Here is a 19086-nt window from a genome sequence, read left to right on the forward strand (position 1 = left end):
TATACATATCCCGTATAACGCTGTTTTTGTTTTAATCAGGTGGCACAGACTGTGAAACTCATACTCGCTCCAATGGAAGGTTTAACTGACCCGATCATGCGGGATACTCTCACATCTGTTGGTGATTTCGACTGGTGTGTAACCGAGTTTATTCGAGTTACAGACAGTATTTTACCAGACCATATCTATTATAGTTTTTGCCCTGAGTTAAAGAACGACGGTAAAACAGCAGCAGGTACACCTGTTCATGTGCAGTTCTTAGGAAATAATCCAGATATGCTGGCAGCAAATGCAGCAAAAGTGGTTGAACTAGGTGCTCCTGCGATCGATCTTAATTTTGGTTGTCCTGCCAAAACCGTAAATCGACACCGAGGTGGTTCCGTACTTCTTGATGAACCAGACGTGGTACATATGCTGATTAAAGCTGTCCGTGATGCTGTACCTGCACATATTCCTGTTTCAGCAAAAATGCGTTTAGGTTATCTCGATGAAAACCACACCATGGAAAATGCGCACGCGGTTGAAGATGCTGGCGCAAGCTGGTTAACAGTACATGCGCGAACTAAAGCAGATGGCTATACACCACCAGCTTATTGGGAAAAAATTCTACCAATCAAAGAAGCTTTAAAAATTAATGTCATTGCTAACGGTGAAATCTGGAACAATGCAGATGCAAAGGCCTGCCAACAGCAATCTGGTTGTGAAGATTTAATGATTGGTCGCGGTGCTGTAACTACTCCTGATTTAACACAATGCATTCGTAAAAATATGGATGAGGCTTTATTTAGTTGGGAGCAATTGGTTGACTTACAAATCCGTTTTTTAAATGGTCAGGCAAAAACAGAAATTGGGATGGTTGGTCGTTATAAACAATGGTTAGGTATGATGACCAAAGCCTACCCTCAAGCGAAAGAACTGTGGGACCAAGTTAAACGAATTAAAGCTTTAGATGAAATTGTTCATCAATTAGAACAAACCAGTTCATCTCATCGTTAAATACTTAAAATTTATAAAATAGGGTGGCTGTTGATATAGCCACCCTATTTTGGTATTTCAGGTTAAGTAATTATTTTTTAAAAACCGCTTACTTTCATTTTAAAGTCAGTCACTGAAGCGCCTGTAACTCCAAAACTCCCCATAGACCCGTTAGGTAAATTATTAAAAGTTGTTGTACTTTGTGTTGCTAAATTTCCTAAAGTGACATTGTTAAGCGATGCATCAAATTTACTAGATGCACCTGTATTACCAAAAGTTAATCCTGTTGGATCGACCCCAGCATAAAACCCATCAAGAAGAAAACCTGTAGCTGCATTTGTTCCTGCAAATTTAAATCCAAATGAAGCACCTGTAGTATCGGACACTAACGTAATTGGACAACCCGCAGCGGCAGAACAAATCGATTGAAGTGCTCCACCAAATTTAACCATAACAGACTGAGCAGCATGCCCCAACTGAATGTTTAAACGAGGTTTATTGGTTTGCACAAAGTTAATATCAAGATTACCTGTAGAGCGAACAAGCTCCTTTACTCCTGTATTTACCGTGGTTCCCGAACTAAAAATGGATTTTGGCGCATAACTACTCACCGCATAATCAGCAGGGCTAGATACTGAAGTGTTAGGTGCCAAATAAACTGAAAACGGTGTAAGTCGAATCCCATTTACGTCACTACCCATCGTGACAGCTAAATTTACAAAAGGCTTACCCGCACCTGCATCGGTATCAATAGCAATATTGAAAGAAGGATTGGTCGATACAGCTGCTTTAATAAACTCTATGCTTGGAACAGGATTCGTAGAGTTCCCTGCAATGACAAGACCAGCTTTACTATTGTAAGACGTAGAGGCGATGCCATTGGTATCAATCAATGCAACCTGATTAAATTTAACTTTATCGGCCTGAATGCCTAGCGTTAAACCATTTTGACCTGTCGCCGCTGAAAGACTTTGGTCATCCAAAGGTTGCATCGCAAAAACACTTGAACTACTGGTAAGTAATAACCAGCACACTATATTTTTATTTTTCATGTCGCTCTAATCCTTAAGAGACAAACGTTTATTATTTGTTCAGATTATCAGAATAATAGATGAGTACAAAACAATTATCCCTATAACCCGACGAATGCAAATCCAATCACATTCAAAATAAATTTTTTATAAAAAGTGGCGATATCGCCACTTTTCTTTATTAGTTAAAAGCACCATTTCTCGGCACGATGCTAAAGCTACTATTTAAACGTCCACCAGTAATTGCAAGTTCACCTAAACGTGCGCCTGCCCCTGTTGAAGGTGGATAGAAATTAATATCTTTAACTCGTAAGGCACCGTCAATACTTTTATCTGGGTTAAAGTAGACTGCGGTATTTACCCCCACTTTACCTAAACCACTTGTTGTATCTTTGCCCACTACTAAAGCAGTGTTAAACGCTAGCTTTCCGGTAATATTATCAAAACCAATTGCCGAACCATCAATTGGGTCACTAATTTGAACTGTATTTCCAGTTGCTGTGGCTGGCATTGTGAAGTCACCGAGTACAGTTAAAGCACTACCATCAGCGATTGAACTATTTGGCACAATCGATAAATTTAAATCACCACCTAAGCGTAGTTTTAAGCCAAATAAAACGTCATTATTTCTGGCAAAGTTATCAATTGGTGAGGTACAAGACCCTGTTGCCGGACAAGTTTTATATTTAGCGCCTGGTAAATAGCCCGCTGCAATTTCAGTTGATAAAGCAATGAGCATCTCTCTTAAACTAATATTGAGACTGCCATTTTCTAAACCAATACTGCCATTACCTTTTAAGAACATATCGATATTACGTAAGCCCATGTAATAGTCGGTAGGGTTGCCTGCATTATTAGCATTTGGAGAACCATCAATTAATAAAATTGAAGTTGTTTTTGTACCGCCTGTATCTCGACCTGTTGTTCCAACAGCAACACCAAATCCTAAACGCGAAGTTGTTCCAGAAGTACCTACAACATTTTGAATGGGTTTACCGTTAGCATCTTTTGTATAGTAAAAAGCGCTATTTGCAGGCGCATCTAAACCGTAAACTGCAGCATTGGCATTTAAATTATAAAAAGGTAAAGCCAAGCCCCATTGGTTAGTTAAACCGTTATCTGCAAATTGATTGGCAGCAGCAACATTTGCACTTGTGGTAAAACGTCCTCGTCTTGAAAATGCTTGAAACTCTGCTCCACGCATTGCAAGAATCAAACTAAATGGATTAGTCACCGTATCGCGGTGAATATTATGTTGATAATCGGCGGCGGTTGTTAAAGTACCCGACCCTAAACGAATACTGTTTAAGGTCGCATTATTTGGCATTAATAATGTTTTTGTATCAGCAAGATTTAAATAAATATTTCCGCTATCAAAATAACCGCGCGTAGCTGAGTTAAGACCTGTTAAATTGCCGAACTCGAAACCGTAAGCATTTAAACCTGCCCCACCAATTTCTAAAGTCGTGGCTTTACCATCTGAACCCAGCATTGAATCATTATCTTTAGTGAATTCACCTTTCATACGGAAGGCAATTCCAGTATTACCCAAAATACTATTACTTGAGCTCGTACCCGAAGCAGTATTTGCAGTACCTAAAGTTGTAGTGTCTGAAGAACCATCCATACCACGGACTTGTAAATAACTATTTACCATACGTCCACTGGCACCTAGCCGAATTAAACCTTTTGAATTTTGCGGTGTATTGGTCGCATCTAGTCCATAAGGATTAGTTTTATCAACATTAGAGCTAAGCATTACTTCAATGTTAAGACCCGAATTAGTCGCTTTACCATTGCTATCTACATAAGTACCAGCTGTTAAGCCCGAAGCTGAGTCTGCTACCCGATTAAAGTCTACATAACCATAAGTCGTACTTGGTGTTTGCCCAACAGCAGCTACATTTGATCCAGTATTCGTTTGTAAAACAATGCCCCTAACGGGATCGATGAACATGACACCTTTACCAACAAAATTAAAGTTAAAATTCTTTAAAATTAGCTGGTTAAGCTGACTACGGGCGTCTAACTGTCCTAAATAAATATTTGCGTTGTTTATTCCTAATGTCATATTTGACTGGCTATTTGGACTAAATAGACCATCTTGAGTAGTCAGTGCTAAATTTAAAGGAGAAGTTGTTTGTATAGCCAACTGCCCTAGCGTAGGTGAGCATGTAGCAGAGCTATTACAAACTTTAACGCTATTTACTGTAATGAGGGATGGGCTACTTTGCATAGAAAAATCAATGCCAGCTTTACCTGTAGCTGTATTACTTCCCACATCTAAACGGTAGTTTGTTCCTAAAGTTTGGGTGGACGCATTACTTTTTTGTATTTTTACGCCACTGGCTTGCGCTCTTAAAACCTGATCGGCGCTTGTTGCTGTGCCCGCATGGTCATCCCAATAAGCATTATCAATATTAATTTCATTAAAAGTCGTTTGAATCGAGATTCCATCTTGACCGTTTACCGCACTCAAATCAGCATCTGTTAAAGCTTCTAAAGCAAACACTTGCCCACTCACTAACAACATGCTGGTTGCTAATGTATTTAAAATAAACTTTGAGCTGTGACTTTCTTTATTTTTGTTCATCACTTCAGTTCCTTTGAAATCTACATTAAGCGTTAACAACGGGGATGGCTACCATCACAGCTAAACACCATGACTTTTCCTTGAATTGCTAAATTACCGTTCATCATTAAGCCCATAAAGCCTGTTTCACGTCCATAGTCATAGGCTGAAGGTGTAGCCGTTGCAACTTGCTGATTTGCACTATTTGCAGTTGCCGCATACGTTGGCTTTTTGAAATATGCATAATCATACATATTGGTACTTGAGCCTTGGGTCGTGGTTGAGCTTGTAAAGTTATCTTGCTCAATAGATAACGCGTTAAAACCAAAGTTACGGATTAAAATCGGCTGTGCTGCACTAAAACTAAGTTGAATCGCAGGTTTTATAATTTCGGTATTGGTTTTATCAAGATACTTTAAATCGGCACCATCCAAACCCATTTTTTGAATATTTAAAGTTCCTTGTACGCCTTTAAACACCAACCAAAGTTTATTACCACTATCACTATTTTCGGCCCAACCACTTGGTTTAGTCGCATCTGCTTGCACAAAACGCTTATTAATTGCTAATCCAATATGGCAGAACTCAACATTTTCACAAACACCACCGCTACCATTATCAAATATACCGTTACTGGTTTGGTTTAAATTGAGCATTAAAGACAAATCAGCACCAGCTTGGCCATTAATCGCCTGTAAAGCATCATTATCCAAGGTTTGTAACTCTGCATGAGTCGCAGTTGCACACAGAGTAAGGAGTAAAGCAGTTATTTTTTTCATCGCATTATCCTCCTCTTATAGACCTTTTGTGGTGAGTTTTAAATGTTGGATTAAAACACCATCAATGACTGCTGAACCCATATTATTACTAATTGAAGAGCTAATTTGTGCTCCTGATAATTTATAAGTGTTCACATCTGCATTTGGTGTAGTCGTATACCAACGTCCATTATTGTAAAGTGCATCAGGTAAAGGTGTACCATTTGGTACTACAAACTGAGCCCCATTCCCTGCATCGGTAGTGGTATAACCTGTTGTGTTAGTCGTCGGATTATAATAAGAGGTACTATCAATATTCGCCCAGTTTGCTCCTTGAGAGTCAAATCTTAAGCCTGAGCCAGCATTTCCCGTCCAACCTGATGCTGTACGGTATTGCCATGTGTCATAACAAGTTCCTAAGTTTAAAAATCCACAACTATAGCTGCCTCCACGTCGTTCCTGATTTTGTAATTGATAGAAATTTTTAACTTGTGTTACAGCAGCAACCGTTCCTGTTGGTAATTTCCCAAATGAAATACCTACTGCATCTTGAGTATTGTTCCCTTTAAAGGCTTCTAATGTATTATTTGTCGAGTTATAAACAGTTGAACCGATTGAGATACTACTATGCGTTGCACTAGAACCTTGATAAGTTTTACCTCCTAAGGTTACATTCGTACCGCATTGATAAACATTACAGGTAGAACCAAGATAAGTACTATCTGTTCCAGTGTAGTCAGTATAGATTTTCTTATAAATTTCAGGCTTATTCGGAATACGTGCAAGCTCTAAACTAAAGTTTTTACCATCTGAGCTTAAAACGAGTGGTTGGTATAAAGAACCTAACACAAGATTAATATTCGGATTATAAAGATATAAACCTTCGTTTGCATCGAAGGTTGGTGCAAGCCCACCATTAATAGCAGGAGTAATGAGATTACCTTGCCCAGTGCCAGATTCACGAGTACTCAACCGCAATACATTATCCATTGCACTATCTGTTGGAGCAGTCCATGATCCAGTTGAATTAACTGTAGTAGTCTGGCTGCGAATACGATATAACCAATCTGAACTTGGTGAACTATTGCTAGGTGCACCAGTATATTGAGTACTATAACGATTTACCCATGGACCTACTGTCGTTGTAGGAGTATTTGAAGTAATTGTTGCTCTCAAATTAGAGGCGTCACCACTATTTAAACGCACAACACCCGCAAAGCCTAGAGTATTATTATAAAATGGACTCAATCCATTTGCGGATGTCGCTCCTCCCAAAGTTTGGAAGAGCTGTAGACGGCTACCATTTAAACCAAAGTTATTCCAGATACCTTGTAAACGTAATCGATTCGCGCGACTTGCATCAATACTCGTACCAATCAAACCATTTGAGTCGCCATAATTAAACTGATCTGTCGCACCATCAATTTTATTTGGATTGCGAACAAAGATATCTGACCATAGACCTAATTTAAGTTTATATGCATCAAGTCCTGCCGTATCTCTTGTCCCCACCTCATATAAAGGCGCCTCTAAGGCTAAATACGTTACCTGGCAAGATGGATCACTTGCTCCACTACATGTAGCAGCACTAAAATTAGGTACAAGATTCTGAGTAGCTACTTTGAATATCCATGGGTTTACAGCAGTACCCCAACTCGAAATCGCTGCCGCAGTATCGGTAGATGCAAGACGGCTATTAGTATTATTATCAGATTTAGAAAGAGCTAAACCATAAAGAAAAATATCAGCTTTACCTACTGCACGGTCACCAGAATCAATCGAGCCATTTTTATTAGTATCTGCCGCCGTCATACTTAACGGCCCAACAGGTACATAATTGATATAGCCTGTATCTTTAGTACGGTCAGTTAAAATTTGATTTGCGGTTTCATTAGCACCTGCGCCACGGAATACCATATAAGTATTTTGGGGCAAGATAGCAATACCTTCGCCTGTAGTTTCACTTAAGCCCGCATCAGAAAGTTCTTCAAGTGCGAAACTAGTTTGGCTTATACAAAGCCCGATTAAACTTGCCAAAACGGTTTTTTGAAATCTTACCGTATAATTAAGTGTAGTCATCTTGACCTTCCTGTTTTATACGATGCCGCGCACCATATTTATTTTTCTTTAACAATCCTTGATGCTAGGTGAATCTATCCTTTTCACCTTAGACAAAGAGGCAAATCTAAAAGATATTGCCAACCTTTCCACATTTCTATTATGCGGAATATTTGCACAAATGCAAAAAAAAGCACGTAAAAAATTACTTTTCCGATGAATGTAAAGCAACCCAAGTTGGCTTCTCAGCCTTTAACAAAAAGTTAAACCTGAACCATGGCAGTTGGGCTTAAAGTTTTGATTCGTTAACTGCAAGTTGCTTAAATTTAATGTGAGCGGACTATTTTTCAAATCAATAGTACCAATATTTACATCCAAATCACCTATACTTAATAGTCCTAATAAATCAGAAGTTTGAGCTGGATTATTTTGTAAATAGGCAGAAACAGCTGTTGAAATTTGTGGGAATAACGGTGAAATATCAATCGCATCTTGTGGAATAATGTTACCGATGTTAACTGGATTTGCAAAAGACATCCACCAACCCTTTTGAGCCACGTCATCTGCTTTTGCACCTGGCCATTGGAGCATTTGATTTTGCAGTGCAAGATACATTGGTGAATTAATTGGTAGATTATGAATAAGTCCCAATGACTGGGTTAAATTTAAATTCGCTGTAATATTTGAAATAGTACCATTCATATATACATTAGGAAATTTAGAACCTTTACCTGCAATGAAACATGCTAATACACTACAATCTGTTACTGTAGCTTCAACTTTCCCCCCCTGAGTATAAATACCTGTCGGTTCAGGATAAGCAGGATCATGCGGACCAGCTGCATTATATTGCACCGTACCATCTACTGGGTACGAACTACTATGACCTACATAAATATTAGGAACTTTCACTGGAGCAGATAAAACTTTTGAAGTAACACGATTACCATTAACTTGAATTGGAGCAATTTCAAAATAATTATTTTGAATGCCTGGAATATTAAATCCACCATTTGAAGTAATAAAACTTACCTCAGCAGCTCCTCCTAAACCCAAAGCCTGTAATCGCCCTGTTACTGCATTTGCACCATATAAATTATCTCGGGTAGCAGAAGTTGTAGCATAACCTTTAATTAAACCACTGCTATCAGATTGGACCTGCATATAACCAGAAATCGAGTTAATCCCATTGGGAGTAGTTGTATTTTCAGTACCTGCCGTAAGGAGGCCGATAAATTTTTCAGCACTTAACCGTAAACCAACTACTTCTCTTGTTGAGGCTGAAGTTGGATTCTTAATAGCAAACTCAATAAATGGATTCGTTAGTACTGCAGAAGATGAAGCACGATCTTCATTAGACATGGGCAATGGATTCCCATTGGTATCAAAGTTTTGCCCACTTAAACTTAGGTTATCGATATCGATATCACAGCCACCAGCCCCATTTACACCACCGCAGCCCAACTGAAGTTTACGAATATTAGTATTGATTTCTAATTGGGCTTCCATTCCTAACTTATAAAAACCAATATTACTGCTATTATCGCGTAGTTTTTCTAAGTTTGCCGAATCAGTAGGCGCAATATAAGACATACTCATCAAGGCTTGGCCACGAGTAGCTGACAACTCAGCATCTGACATTGGAACTAAGGTAGAACCAGCATAAGCAGAAGAAAAGCATAAACTTCCAAGTGCTAGAATAGCTACATGAAGGGACTTAAACTGTCGCATGACCGACCTCCGTATCCTTGGGGGCATAATCTAATTTGATTTCTTTTTATTTGGCTTCTCTTGCTTTAATCTTAAATTAAATACATAAAGAAAACGCCGATATTTACGATCTAGTTTCTTTTGATTTGTGTGATACAACTCAAAGAAACAAATCAATTATTGATCATTTTATATCATTTTTTACAAAAGAAAACGTTCATTTATTAATATTCCGATGAACGCCACTTTCTTTACTTTTCAACAAAAATAGGCCACTTAAAGTGACCCATTTTTAGAATTTAATCTAAATTAAAAACAACTTAGGTTTTCGGAAGTGTCACGCCAGTTTGACCTTGGTACTTACCACCACGGTCTTTATAAGACGTTTCACAAACTTCATCACTTTCAAAGAACAACATTTGTGCTACACCTTCACCTGCATAAATACGTGCAGGTAAATTCGTAGTATTTGAAAATTCTAAAGTCACGTGACCTTCCCATTCTGGTTCTAAAGGCGTCACGTTGACAATAATACCGCAGCGTGCATAAGTCGATTTACCAAGACATACAGTCAAAACATTACGCGGAATACGGAAATATTCAATTGTACGTGCTAAAGCAAATGAGTTTGGTGGAATAATACAAACATCAGACTCAATGTCGATAAAACTTTTATCATCAAAATTTTTCGGATCAACAATTGCAGAATGTACGTTAGTGAAAACTTTAAATTCGCGGGCACAGCGTACGTCATAACCATAGCTAGAGACCCCGTAAGAAATCAATTTTTCGCCATTCTTATCAAAACGGACTTGATTCTCTGCATAAGGTTCAATCATGCCGTGTTTTTCGCTCATTTCGCGAATCCAACGATCAGACTTAATAGCCATGTATTTTCTATCCAAAAGGTAATTTCATTGATTGCGACGTACTTTAACGTAAAAAAGCAATTATGAAAACAATGCTTGAGCTACTCTTCTCGATAAGAATAGCTCAGTAAGACTTTTAAAGGTTTAATAAAGCAGAATAGCTAATCGGAATTGAGAAACTGACTAAGATCAGCGAGGCTGTTTTTTGTAAATTCGATTGATTTAACCAACGTACTTTATTGCCTGCCAAAATTGACCCCAAGAAAATCCAGAACAATGCAATCGGTGTAATTAACGCTAAATAAGCCAGCATATGGATGAAATAAATATGAAAATCAGTCCATGCGGTAACAGGGAAAATCGCTGAAGCAAACAGTAATGCTTTAGGATTCAGTAAAGTTGCACAGAACAATTCACGCGGGCGAATCGTTGGCTGATCTAACTCAAATTGCTGATTGGCTGTGTGCCATAACTTAATTGCTAAAAAAATAATGTAACAAGCGCTTAGCAATTTAAGCATAGGAGGTAAGAAAGGAAGCGTTGCAGAAACTTTCCCTATTAACATGCCCCAAGCTGAAATAGAAATTACATATCCAAGAACTTCTGCCGGAATTAATTTCGCAGACTTCTTAAGACCTACTTGTACTCCTGACGATGCGAGTAAAGTATTGGTTGGGCCTGGGGTAAGTAAAATTGTGGCAACTAAGCCAATAAATAGCCATGAAATCATTGAATGACCTCATAATGTAGTCATTTCAGATTAATAGATATTTTTCGCCAAGGCAAAATCTAATTGTAAGACAATTTTTTAAAAAATTGACATTCCATATTTTAAAATCAATATTAAACAATAGGATAGGTAATTTTTTAAAATTTTAATCTAAAAAACTTAGCAGTCAGTTGTTGAACTTTGCGTACCAAATTGTATTAAGTAATATAAGTATTTTTATTTAAAATCTATTTTTACCTCGAAAAGATCTATAATGAATTATTACTGCAGTAAGTTTAATTTTTAAGCTTTCAATAAGTTTCAATTAATATATTGTTTTTTTGTGTTTATATGAGTCACCAGACTCTACTATCCTATGATTATGGCAAAGCAATTTTTTCAGTCTTGGCTTCCTTCTCCAGAGAAAGTTTCAAATATGAAATTTTTAAGGATTTTTGGGAAAAAAACCCTTAATCCTGTGCTTTGGTATGTCAACCGTAAATCAATTACAAGAGCCGTTTTTGTAGGAACATTTTTCGGTTTACTGCCTATTCCATTTCATAGCGTCTTTATTGTGATGGCAGTATTGCTATTTGAAGTGAATTTGCCTATTAGCCTAATGCTTGCTTGGCTCAGTAATCCTCTCACTTTAGTTCCCATTTTATATACTGGGTTCTGGTTTGGTTCACATATTTATCATGTACATATGATTAATAAAAAGATGCTTTTAGGTGTATTGCATCAAATTTCTAGGTGGATTACTCACTTTGGTCATGGGCATATAGATTTCAGTCTCGCCAAAATTTTAATGTCAGGGCTTGTAGTTGAAGCATTTGTATTTGCAATCATACTTTATATAGTGACTGAAGTTTTTTGGCGTTGGATGGTCATTCGAAATTGGAAAAGTCGAGCTGGTTATAAAAAACAAGAAGATGCTCTTTAAGAACTCATCTTCTTGCATAGAGTTAAATTATTATTTTGCTAGTTTAGATTTCATATATTCTTCTGCCACATTAAGCACATAGTCTTGGCAAGCTTCTCCAGTACCTGGGTCATATGCGCCATTATTGGTAATATTATTAGATAAAATTCGAATTCCTAAGAAAGGAACATTAAACTGGCTTGCAATTTGTGCAACTGATGCTGCTTCCATTTCCTCAACAGAGGTACCATAACGTTGATGGAAAAATTGAATACGATCCAATTCATTATTCCAAACATCTGCTGATCCAATCGTTCCTTCAACTACTTGACCTTTGTCATAACGAACTTTATGGGCCGCCATTAATAACTCTTTATCGCCTTCAAATTTGCGAATTGCAATCGGTTCGGGATCAGACTCATCGGTTGGTAAAACATCAAATGCTTCAACCCAATTGAGTGAATTTGATCCAGCTCCTAAGGCTTGTTTAGGGGTTCTAAATGCACCAATATTAGTTGCGTACTTTCCTAAAACAATATCGTAAACATGTAGATCTGGGTCATGTCCACCTGATGTCCCCTGATTAATAATTGCAATCGGCTTATAACGCTCAATGGCTAAAGCTGTTGCAGCAGCAGAGTTACTCATACCCATACGTGTTTTGGATATAATCATTGGATAACCATTGTGTGTTCCTTTCCAAAAGGTCCATCCACCAACATTTTCAACAGTCACATTCTGTAATTTAGCTGCCATCTGTTGCGATTCTACAGGTAAAGCACCTTGAATAATAATCGGCTGCAGTTTCTGTTTCTGTTCTTCAACTGTCGCTGTTTGTGAGACAGTTGAGTTATCATCATTACATCCCATTAAAAATACCGCACTACATAAACTGATGACGCCCAAAGTATATTTAAATTGCATTTTTCACCTATTTCTTTTTAAAAGCGTAAACTAGCAATCTACATGCCAATTTCAAGATAAGCTTTGTTATTTAGATTCAGTGATTTAAATTTTTCTTTTAACCAAACAATAAAAAACCCGGCTTAAAGCCGGGTCGGATGAATCAAAAGATTCGTTTATCATCACGCGTGCGTTGAGGGATTTTTTCAATCTGTTGCCATACTGCTTTAGCAATATCGATGTAGCTATCCGCTGCGTCATCCATTGCTACAACACTCGGTTTACCCTGATCTGCATGTTCACGGATTTGAGCATTTAAAGGCAAACGTCCTAATAATGGAATATGGTATTGCTCGGAAAGCTTATCACCGCCACCGATACCAAAAATTTGTTCTTCATGCCCACAGTTAGAACAAATATGAGTCGACATATTTTCAACAACACCCAATACTGGTATACCAACTTTATTAAACAACTCAATTCCTTTGGTGGCATCCAATAAAGCAACATTTTGCGGAGTCGTCACAATAATTGAGCCAGTCACAGGAATACGCTGTGCAAGTGTGAGTTGGATATCACCTGTACCCGGCGGCATATCAATCATCAATACATCTAAATCTGGCCAAAGTGTTTGATTAAACAATTGCATTAGAGCACCTGTTGCCTTCGGTCCACGCCATGCGACAGGTGTATTGTTATCACCAGTGAGATGTCCAATAGAAAGTACAGCCATACCATATGCATCTAAAGGTACAAAATTTTCACTTTCAATAAGAGGTGTTTTGCCAGCATTACCTAACATGGTTGGAATACTTGGGCCATAGATATCGGCATCTAACACCCCAACCTTGAGTCCCATTTTTTGTAAGGCAAGCGCTAAATTGACCGTAGTGGTCGATTTACCAACACCACCTTTACCAGATGAAACCAAAATAACGTTCTTAATTCGAGGATGAGCTGGAACATCTCTTTGTTGAGGAGCAGCTTTTTGAATCGGTGGATTGTTTGAATCAGGTACAGATTTAGTTGAAGCATCAACTACTGGTGGTAAGTTCGAATTTTCTTTCGGTGCTTTAGATGAACAACCTTGACCTGCGCTTTCTTGTGCTGGGCGCTTTTGCTGAACTACGTGCAAATTAAGTTCTTCAATACCACACTTTTCTAAGGCATCGGCTAATTCATCATGAATTTGCTGCAGATGCTCTTTTTCATCAGGAAATGTATTAATGGTGAGTTGTAGAACTCGACCTTGCACCTGAAGCTGACTAATGCGCTCTTTTAAGGCATCTTTGGAATGGGGTAGCAAATAATTTTGGAGTACGGTTTGGATTTCATCTTCTTTCACTTCTTGTGCCGGTGAAAAAACAGACTTTAATGAAGAAAGCCAAGACATATTGTTTACTCCAAAAACAGATCATTACAGCTTATTGGAGCTAGTGTAACAGTATTGGTCCGTACTCGCTCAACTCGAAATGAATAATTGCTAATTTTAAAGCCTCAACATTTGAGTGAGCAGCACGGATTTTAGTTTAAATCAGCTTATTCAGCAGAATCGTGATTTTTTAACTTATTTAGTTTATCTGTTGCTGTTTTCTTCAATTCATCAAACTTTGCAGTTGCTTGGGTTTTTAACTCATCAAGTTTTGATGCAGCTTCTTCCTTCAATTCTGCGGCTTTGGCTTTAGCATCATCAAGCTTATGGGCCGCTTCAGTACGTAAGTGATCAAACTTATCTTGCAGACTATGCTGAGCATCATCAAGTTTGCCTTTCAAATCAGTGGCTTTATCTTCAACAGCATCTTTTGCAGAAGCCTGTTTTTCTTTTACATTGTCCTTCAAATCATCCAAGGCTTTTTCACCTTGTGCTTTTGCATCTGCTGCCTTTGACTTTAATTCATCTACTTTATCTTCAACAGCATCTTTTGCAGCGGCCTGTTTCTCTTTAACATTTTCCTTTAGGTCGTCCAAAGCTTTCTCACCCTTTACTTTTGCATCTGCCGCTTTTGCCTTTAATTCATCTAATTTATTTTCAGTAGTCATCGTTGTTATCCTCATCGTTAATTAAAAAAATTACCTGAAGTAAGTTAATAGTTATACATCGTTATGACTTATTTTCTGACCGTAACTGCAATTTGAAACAAAGACAATACAGGAAGATTCAAATATTTTTTGATTTGTTTATCTTTTCTAAAGAGAAATAACTTTTAACTTAAAATATGTTTTGCTTCCCCTTGCTTCTAGCCAAAGATTATTAATCTTTGCTTATCCAACTACTCAAGCTTAGCTCTTGTTTTGCACTCGCCCCCCTTATGAAGCAATCTTTCTTATGCTTTGTTTTTCTTTACTCATCAGTTAAAATCTTCCACCTTATAAATACGAATGAGAGAATGAAATCCGTGCGTAAAATTTTAGTCACTAATGCCCTCCCTTATGCGAATGGTCCAATTCATATGGGTCATTTACTCGGTTACATCCAGGCAGATATCTGGGTTCGTGCCATGCGGGCAATGGGTCATGATGTGACTTATGTGTGTGCGGACGATGCTCATGGTACAGCGATTATGCTACGTGCCGAAGCGAATGGTATTAGCCCAGAAGAGCAAATTGCGAATGTTCAAAAAGAACACATTCGTGATTTTGACGGTTTTGGCGTTCATTTCGATCATTACGATTCAACACATAGCGATGCAAACAAAGCACGCTCAACAGATATCTACATTAAAAACCGTGAAGCTGGAAATATTGCAGTTCGCCCTGTAACTCAATTATTTGACCCAGAAAAAGGGATGTTCTTATCTGACCGTTTCATTAAAGGCACATGCCCGAAATGTAAGTCAGAAGATCAATACGGTGACTCATGTGAAGTATGTGGTACAACTTATAATGCAACAGAGTTACTTAACCCGCGTTCAACTTTAAGTGGTGCAACACCAGTTGAAAAATCATCAGACCACTATTTCTTCAAGCTTCCAAACTTCTCTGAATATTTACAAAAATGGACGCGTGATGAAGGTCGCTTACCACTTTCAATTGCGAACAAGTTAGATGAGTGGTTTGAAGCTGGTTTAGCAGACTGGGATATTTCTCGTGATGCACCATATTTTGGCTTTGAAATTCCAGACGCACCAAATAAATATTTCTACGTGTGGGTAGATGCACCAATTGGTTATATGTCTAGTTTTGAAAACTACATCAAAACTAAACGCCCAGATTTAAACTTTGATGATTTCTGGAAAAAAGATAGTCAAAACGATGTTTATCATTTTATTGGTAAAGACATTGTTTATTTCCATGCTTTATTCTGGCCTGCAATGCTTGAAGGTGCGAACTATCGCACTCCAACAGGCTTGTTCGTAAATGGTTTCTTGACTGTAAATGGACAAAAAATGTCTAAGTCACGTGGTACTTTCATTAAGGCCGAGACATATTTACAGCATTTAAACCCAGAATATTTACGTTACTACTTTGCCTCTAAACTTTCAGATAAGGTTGAAGATTCTGACTTGAACCTTGATGACTTTGTTCAAAAAGTAAATTCAGACCTAGTCGGTAAAGTCGTCAATATTGCTAGCCGTTGTGCAAAATTCGTCAATAGTAGCTTTAACAATACTTTATCTGCTGGATGTACAGAATCTGAGTTAGTACAAATCTTTATTGATGCAGGCGATTCAATTGCTAAAGCATATGAAGCACGTGAATTCTCTACGGCGATCCGTGAAATTATGGCGCTTGCTGACCGTGCAAACCAATATATTGATGAGAAAAAACCTTGGGCACTTGCTAAACAAGAAGGTCAAGAGCAACAAGTTCTTGATGTATGTTCTGTGGGTATCAACTTATTCCGTCAACTCGCGGTGTACTTGGCTCCAGTTCTTCCAACTTTGGCAAAGCAAGTTCAAGACTTCTTAAAACTTGAAAGCTTCGATTTCGAGTCACGCAAACAAATTCTTGTAAGTCATGAGATTGCACAGTTCCAGCCATTGATGCAACGTGTTGATCCAAAAGCTGTTGCGGCAATGGTCGATGCTTCTAAAGAGTCTTTAGGTACTCCTGCTCCAGAAGCAACTAAAGCAACGGCGAAAAAGGACAAAGCGGCAGAGAAAAAAGCTGCCCCTACTCCAGCAGTGGGTGAAGCTGAAATTATCGGTATCGAAGACTTCTTAAAAGTTGACTTGCGTGTTGCTCAGGTTGTTGAAGCAGGTACAGTTGAAGGTTCAGATAAGTTACTTCAACTGACGTTAGACGTTGGTGAAGCTGAACCACGTAACGTATTTAGTGGCATTCGTAGCCAATATGCACCAGAAGATTTAAAAGGTAAATTGGTTGTCATGGTGGCTAACCTTGCACCACGTAAAATGCGTTTTGGTATTTCAAACGGAATGGTACTTGCTGCTGGAAATGGTGAAGGTATTTTCATTATTTCACCAGATAGCGGTGCAAAACCTGGCGATAAAGTTTCTTAATTTGCTTTAATAAAAAAGCTCCCTAACTTGGGAGCTTTTTTAACTATAAATTTTCTAGAAACATCTATAAGAAGATTTAAATCATGTCCATGGCCGCCCTTCACAAGGGTTACTAAATAAAACGTGTATATTCCCCAACTCTTCATTTGTTAAATAGCCATTCTTATTTTCATCTAAATAATGAAATAGCTCTGTTTGCTTATTCTCTCCCTGAAAACGCTTATCCGTAGGCCAGTTATACGGGTAGAAATCTTGGACACGTTCAAATTCTTTTAAGCTGTACATTCCATCATGATTTAAATCATATTTTTCCTGAAAAAGCTTCCAATCCAAGGATGCAGGCTCACATGCACTTACTACATTTAACATACAGTAAGTGATGCAAGCTGTGAGTAACTTAATAGTTGGATTGCTCATGATTATTGGCTTGTAAATCGGAAATCTTGTAATCTTTTTCATGAACAGGTGTACCAACAATGCTCATGGTCCGCTCATTTGCTGGTTGTGGCTTACTCATTGTTTTCATCTCACACCCTGTAGTTAAGATGAGAAAAACTACAGAAATGCTCACCATTAGTTTTTTCATAACGTGATCCTCATTTCTTTTTGTTTTATTTATTAAGTTACCACTTTTTAAATATTTAAGTATAAAAAAAGATATTTCAATTTGTATATATTTTACTCAAAAATAAAGCCAGACTTTAAATAGCTGGCTTTGTATTTTTTAGATATTTTAATTAAAGGCTTATCATTTGAAGAAAATTAATTTTAAACCCAATAAACTCACAATGCTTCCAGCCACTCGGTCAACGCCAGTTTTTGCTTTTAAGTACATTGTTCTAGGCTTCTCTGAAGAGAGCAGCATTGCAACACATGAATACCACCCTGCATCAATCATAAAACAAATCACTGGCAATGCAACGTAGTAGTAATTTGGAATTTCTTTTGGCAATAAAGCAGTAAATACACTCGCTAGAACGACTGCAATTTTCGGGTTGCTTAACTGGGTAATCAGGCCATAACGATATGCCTGTTTATAAGTCATTTTTGATTTGCCATCATTTTCCATGGCAATTGGTTCTTTAGCGTGTTTAATAATTTTAAAAGCCAGCCAAAGCAAATACAGCCCACCACCAATTTTTAAGATTAAATAAGCAGAAGGCACTGCTAATAAAACTGCCTGCAACCCCATAACAGCTAGAAAACCAAAAAGAGCTGCGCCTGTACCTGTACCTAAAGCTGTAAACAAACCATGTTTACGTGATTTAGAAATTGAATTTTGTGCTACGTAAATAAAGCTTGGCCCAGGACTTATTGCTCCAAGCATCAATGCCATCGCAATTGAAAAAAGAGAAATAAGGGACTCAAACATTGTATTGACCTAGCATTACGCAATTGCGCGGTATTCTAACAGCTTTTTATGTCACATATAAAAATGGAAAACATATAAATGATGAAAATTGAATTTTCATGTTTTTACAATTTATATCTTCACAACGGACAAAAATGTCCGTTAAATATATCGGTCTTTAAAACTCTCAAAACCAAGAACATGAGTACCCGCCAAAAAATTGCTGCCCATAATCGGGATGAATTACTCAATGCTGCCGAAGAATGTTTTCGTATTCATGGCATTAATGTCCCCTTACAGGTTGTGATTGACCATGCAGGTGTAGGTAGAGCAACTTTTTACCGCAACTTTTGTGATCGTAAGGCCTTAATTAGCGCCCTTTTAGAGCGTGCAATTACACAGCTAGAGCAAAAAGCAGCTCATTTTCAACAATTCGAAGATGGTTTATTTCGTTTAATTGAAGGACATATTGCACAACTTCCTAAGCTTGCAATTTTGCAAGATTTTTGGAGAGTGATTGATCGACAAGATCCAATTATGTTAAAAATTTATGAACGGCGAAATAATGCACTTAAACCACTGATTGAAAATGCCATAGAACAAAAACTGTGTCGAGCTGATCTCACTGCCAATGACTATGCAATGGTCACTGCAATGTTAGGTTCTTCATTTCAAGGACATGAGCCAGAAGAACAGACTCGCTTAGCAAAACGAGCAATTGAATTACTATTTAATGGTATTCAAGTACAAAAATTCGAGGGATAG

Annotated in this window: 17 protein-coding genes; 4 read left to right on the top strand and 13 right to left on the bottom strand. The window is 37.8% G+C overall.

Annotated features, from left to right (window positions below; all coding sequences use genetic code 11):
* The first annotated feature begins 51 nt into the window (after positions 1-51).
* Positions 52-996: a tRNA-dihydrouridine synthase gene (locus NE363_RS14540; RefSeq protein ID WP_174725460.1), complete on the top strand. Its 945-nt coding sequence runs from the start codon at positions 52-54 to the stop codon at positions 994-996.
* 77 nt (positions 997-1073) lie between these two features.
* Here NE363_RS14540 and NE363_RS14545 read toward each other — a convergent pair whose 3' ends face one another.
* The 7 genes from NE363_RS14545 to NE363_RS14575 form a co-directional block, all read right to left on the bottom strand.
* A complete protein-coding gene (locus NE363_RS14545; protein WP_151761414.1) occupies positions 1074-2027 on the bottom strand; it encodes a DUF6160 family protein in 954 nt (317 codons plus the stop codon).
* A 160-nt stretch (positions 2028-2187) separates the two neighbouring features.
* On the bottom strand, positions 2188-4599 hold the full coding sequence (locus NE363_RS14550; RefSeq protein WP_445535332.1) for a DUF6160 family protein: 2412 nt from the start codon (positions 4597-4599) through the stop codon (positions 2188-2190).
* A 32-nt stretch (positions 4600-4631) separates the two neighbouring features.
* Complete coding sequence (locus tag NE363_RS14555; RefSeq protein ID WP_077163859.1) at positions 4632-5357, bottom strand: DUF6160 family protein; 726 nt, start codon at positions 5355-5357, stop codon at positions 4632-4634.
* A gap of 15 nt (positions 5358-5372) precedes the next feature.
* On the bottom strand, positions 5373-7415 hold the full coding sequence (locus NE363_RS14560; RefSeq protein ID WP_445535333.1) for a hypothetical protein: 2043 nt from the start codon (positions 7413-7415) through the stop codon (positions 5373-5375).
* Between the two features lie 231 nt (positions 7416-7646).
* Positions 7647-9125: a hypothetical protein gene (locus tag NE363_RS14565; RefSeq protein WP_134262111.1), complete on the bottom strand. Its 1479-nt coding sequence runs from the start codon at positions 9123-9125 to the stop codon at positions 7647-7649.
* 299 nt (positions 9126-9424) lie between these two features.
* A complete protein-coding gene (gene dcd, locus NE363_RS14570) occupies positions 9425-9994 on the bottom strand; it encodes a dCTP deaminase (protein ID WP_002120290.1) in 570 nt (189 codons plus the stop codon).
* 115 nt (positions 9995-10109) lie between these two features.
* Positions 10110-10703: a LysE family translocator gene (locus NE363_RS14575; protein WP_019457063.1), complete on the bottom strand. Its 594-nt coding sequence runs from the start codon at positions 10701-10703 to the stop codon at positions 10110-10112.
* A gap of 355 nt (positions 10704-11058) precedes the next feature.
* On the opposite strand from NE363_RS14575, the gene NE363_RS14580 reads away from it, so the two are divergent.
* Entirely contained in the window at positions 11059-11625 is a 567-nt protein-coding gene (locus tag NE363_RS14580; protein ID WP_004703446.1) for a DUF2062 domain-containing protein, read from the top strand.
* A 30-nt stretch (positions 11626-11655) separates the two neighbouring features.
* Here NE363_RS14580 and NE363_RS14585 read toward each other — a convergent pair whose 3' ends face one another.
* From NE363_RS14585 to NE363_RS14595, 3 genes are all read right to left on the bottom strand, one after another.
* Positions 11656-12528, bottom strand: a complete 873-nt coding sequence (locus NE363_RS14585; protein ID WP_445535334.1) for a 5'-methylthioadenosine/S-adenosylhomocysteine nucleosidase — start codon at positions 12526-12528, stop codon at positions 11656-11658.
* A gap of 142 nt (positions 12529-12670) precedes the next feature.
* On the bottom strand, positions 12671-13900 hold the full coding sequence (apbC, locus tag NE363_RS14590; RefSeq protein ID WP_019457066.1) for an iron-sulfur cluster carrier protein ApbC: 1230 nt from the start codon (positions 13898-13900) through the stop codon (positions 12671-12673).
* Between the two features lie 146 nt (positions 13901-14046).
* Entirely contained in the window at positions 14047-14547 is a 501-nt protein-coding gene (locus NE363_RS14595) for a hypothetical protein (protein ID WP_004703453.1), read from the bottom strand.
* 356 nt (positions 14548-14903) lie between these two features.
* Between NE363_RS14595 and metG the strand changes: the two genes are divergently transcribed.
* Positions 14904-16970, top strand: coding sequence for a methionine--tRNA ligase (metG, locus tag NE363_RS14600; protein WP_445536392.1), 2067 nt, complete (start codon positions 14904-14906; stop codon positions 16968-16970).
* Positions 16971-17051: 81 nt separating this feature from the next.
* On the opposite strand, the gene NE363_RS14605 is transcribed toward metG, so the two are convergent.
* From NE363_RS14605 to NE363_RS14615, 3 genes are all read right to left on the bottom strand, one after another.
* Positions 17052-17387: a calcium-binding protein gene (locus tag NE363_RS14605; protein ID WP_086496331.1), complete on the bottom strand. Its 336-nt coding sequence runs from the start codon at positions 17385-17387 to the stop codon at positions 17052-17054.
* On the bottom strand, positions 17368-17556 hold the full coding sequence (locus tag NE363_RS14610) for an NF038215 family lipoprotein (protein ID WP_019457069.1): 189 nt from the start codon (positions 17554-17556) through the stop codon (positions 17368-17370). The genes NE363_RS14605 and NE363_RS14610 overlap by 20 nt, the downstream gene beginning before the upstream one ends.
* Before the next feature lie 162 nt (positions 17557-17718).
* Positions 17719-18342 (bottom strand): LysE family translocator, encoded by a 624-nt coding sequence (locus NE363_RS14615; protein WP_445535335.1) that lies wholly within the window; start codon positions 18340-18342, stop codon positions 17719-17721.
* A 180-nt stretch (positions 18343-18522) separates the two neighbouring features.
* On the opposite strand from NE363_RS14615, the gene NE363_RS14620 reads away from it, so the two are divergent.
* A complete protein-coding gene (locus NE363_RS14620) occupies positions 18523-19086 on the top strand; it encodes a TetR/AcrR family transcriptional regulator (RefSeq protein WP_004703463.1) in 564 nt (187 codons plus the stop codon).

The sequence above is a fragment of the Acinetobacter sp. G18 genome (assembly GCF_052660225.1).

Coding starts and splice junctions, on each gene's coding strand:
- NE363_RS14545 (WP_151761414.1), bottom strand. CDS start 2,027: ATGAAAAATAAAAATATAGTGTGCTGGTTATTACTTACCAGTAGTTCA.
- NE363_RS14550 (WP_445535332.1), bottom strand. CDS start 4,599: ATGAACAAAAATAAAGAAAGTCACAGCTCAAAGTTTATTTTAAATACA.
- NE363_RS14555 (WP_077163859.1), bottom strand. CDS start 5,357: ATGAAAAAAATAACTGCTTTACTCCTTACTCTGTGTGCAACTGCGACT.
- NE363_RS14560 (WP_445535333.1), bottom strand. CDS start 7,415: ATGACTACACTTAATTATACGGTAAGATTTCAAAAAACCGTTTTGGCA.
- NE363_RS14565 (WP_134262111.1), bottom strand. CDS start 9,125: ATGCGACAGTTTAAGTCCCTTCATGTAGCTATTCTAGCACTTGGAAGT.
- dcd (WP_002120290.1), bottom strand. CDS start 9,994: ATGGCTATTAAGTCTGATCGTTGGATTCGCGAAATGAGCGAAAAACAC.
- NE363_RS14575 (WP_019457063.1), bottom strand. CDS start 10,703: ATGATTTCATGGCTATTTATTGGCTTAGTTGCCACAATTTTACTTACC.
- NE363_RS14580 (WP_004703446.1), top strand. CDS start 11,059: ATGATTATGGCAAAGCAATTTTTTCAGTCTTGGCTTCCTTCTCCAGAG.
- NE363_RS14585 (WP_445535334.1), bottom strand. CDS start 12,528: ATGCAATTTAAATATACTTTGGGCGTCATCAGTTTATGTAGTGCGGTA.
- apbC (WP_019457066.1), bottom strand. CDS start 13,900: ATGTCTTGGCTTTCTTCATTAAAGTCTGTTTTTTCACCGGCACAAGAA.
- NE363_RS14595 (WP_004703453.1), bottom strand. CDS start 14,547: ATGACTACTGAAAATAAATTAGATGAATTAAAGGCAAAAGCGGCAGAT.
- NE363_RS14605 (WP_086496331.1), bottom strand. CDS start 17,387: ATGAGCAATCCAACTATTAAGTTACTCACAGCTTGCATCACTTACTGT.
- NE363_RS14610 (WP_019457069.1), bottom strand. CDS start 17,556: ATGAAAAAACTAATGGTGAGCATTTCTGTAGTTTTTCTCATCTTAACT.
- NE363_RS14615 (WP_445535335.1), bottom strand. CDS start 18,342: ATGTTTGAGTCCCTTATTTCTCTTTTTTCAATTGCGATGGCATTGATG.
- NE363_RS14620 (WP_004703463.1), top strand. CDS start 18,523: ATGAGTACCCGCCAAAAAATTGCTGCCCATAATCGGGATGAATTACTC.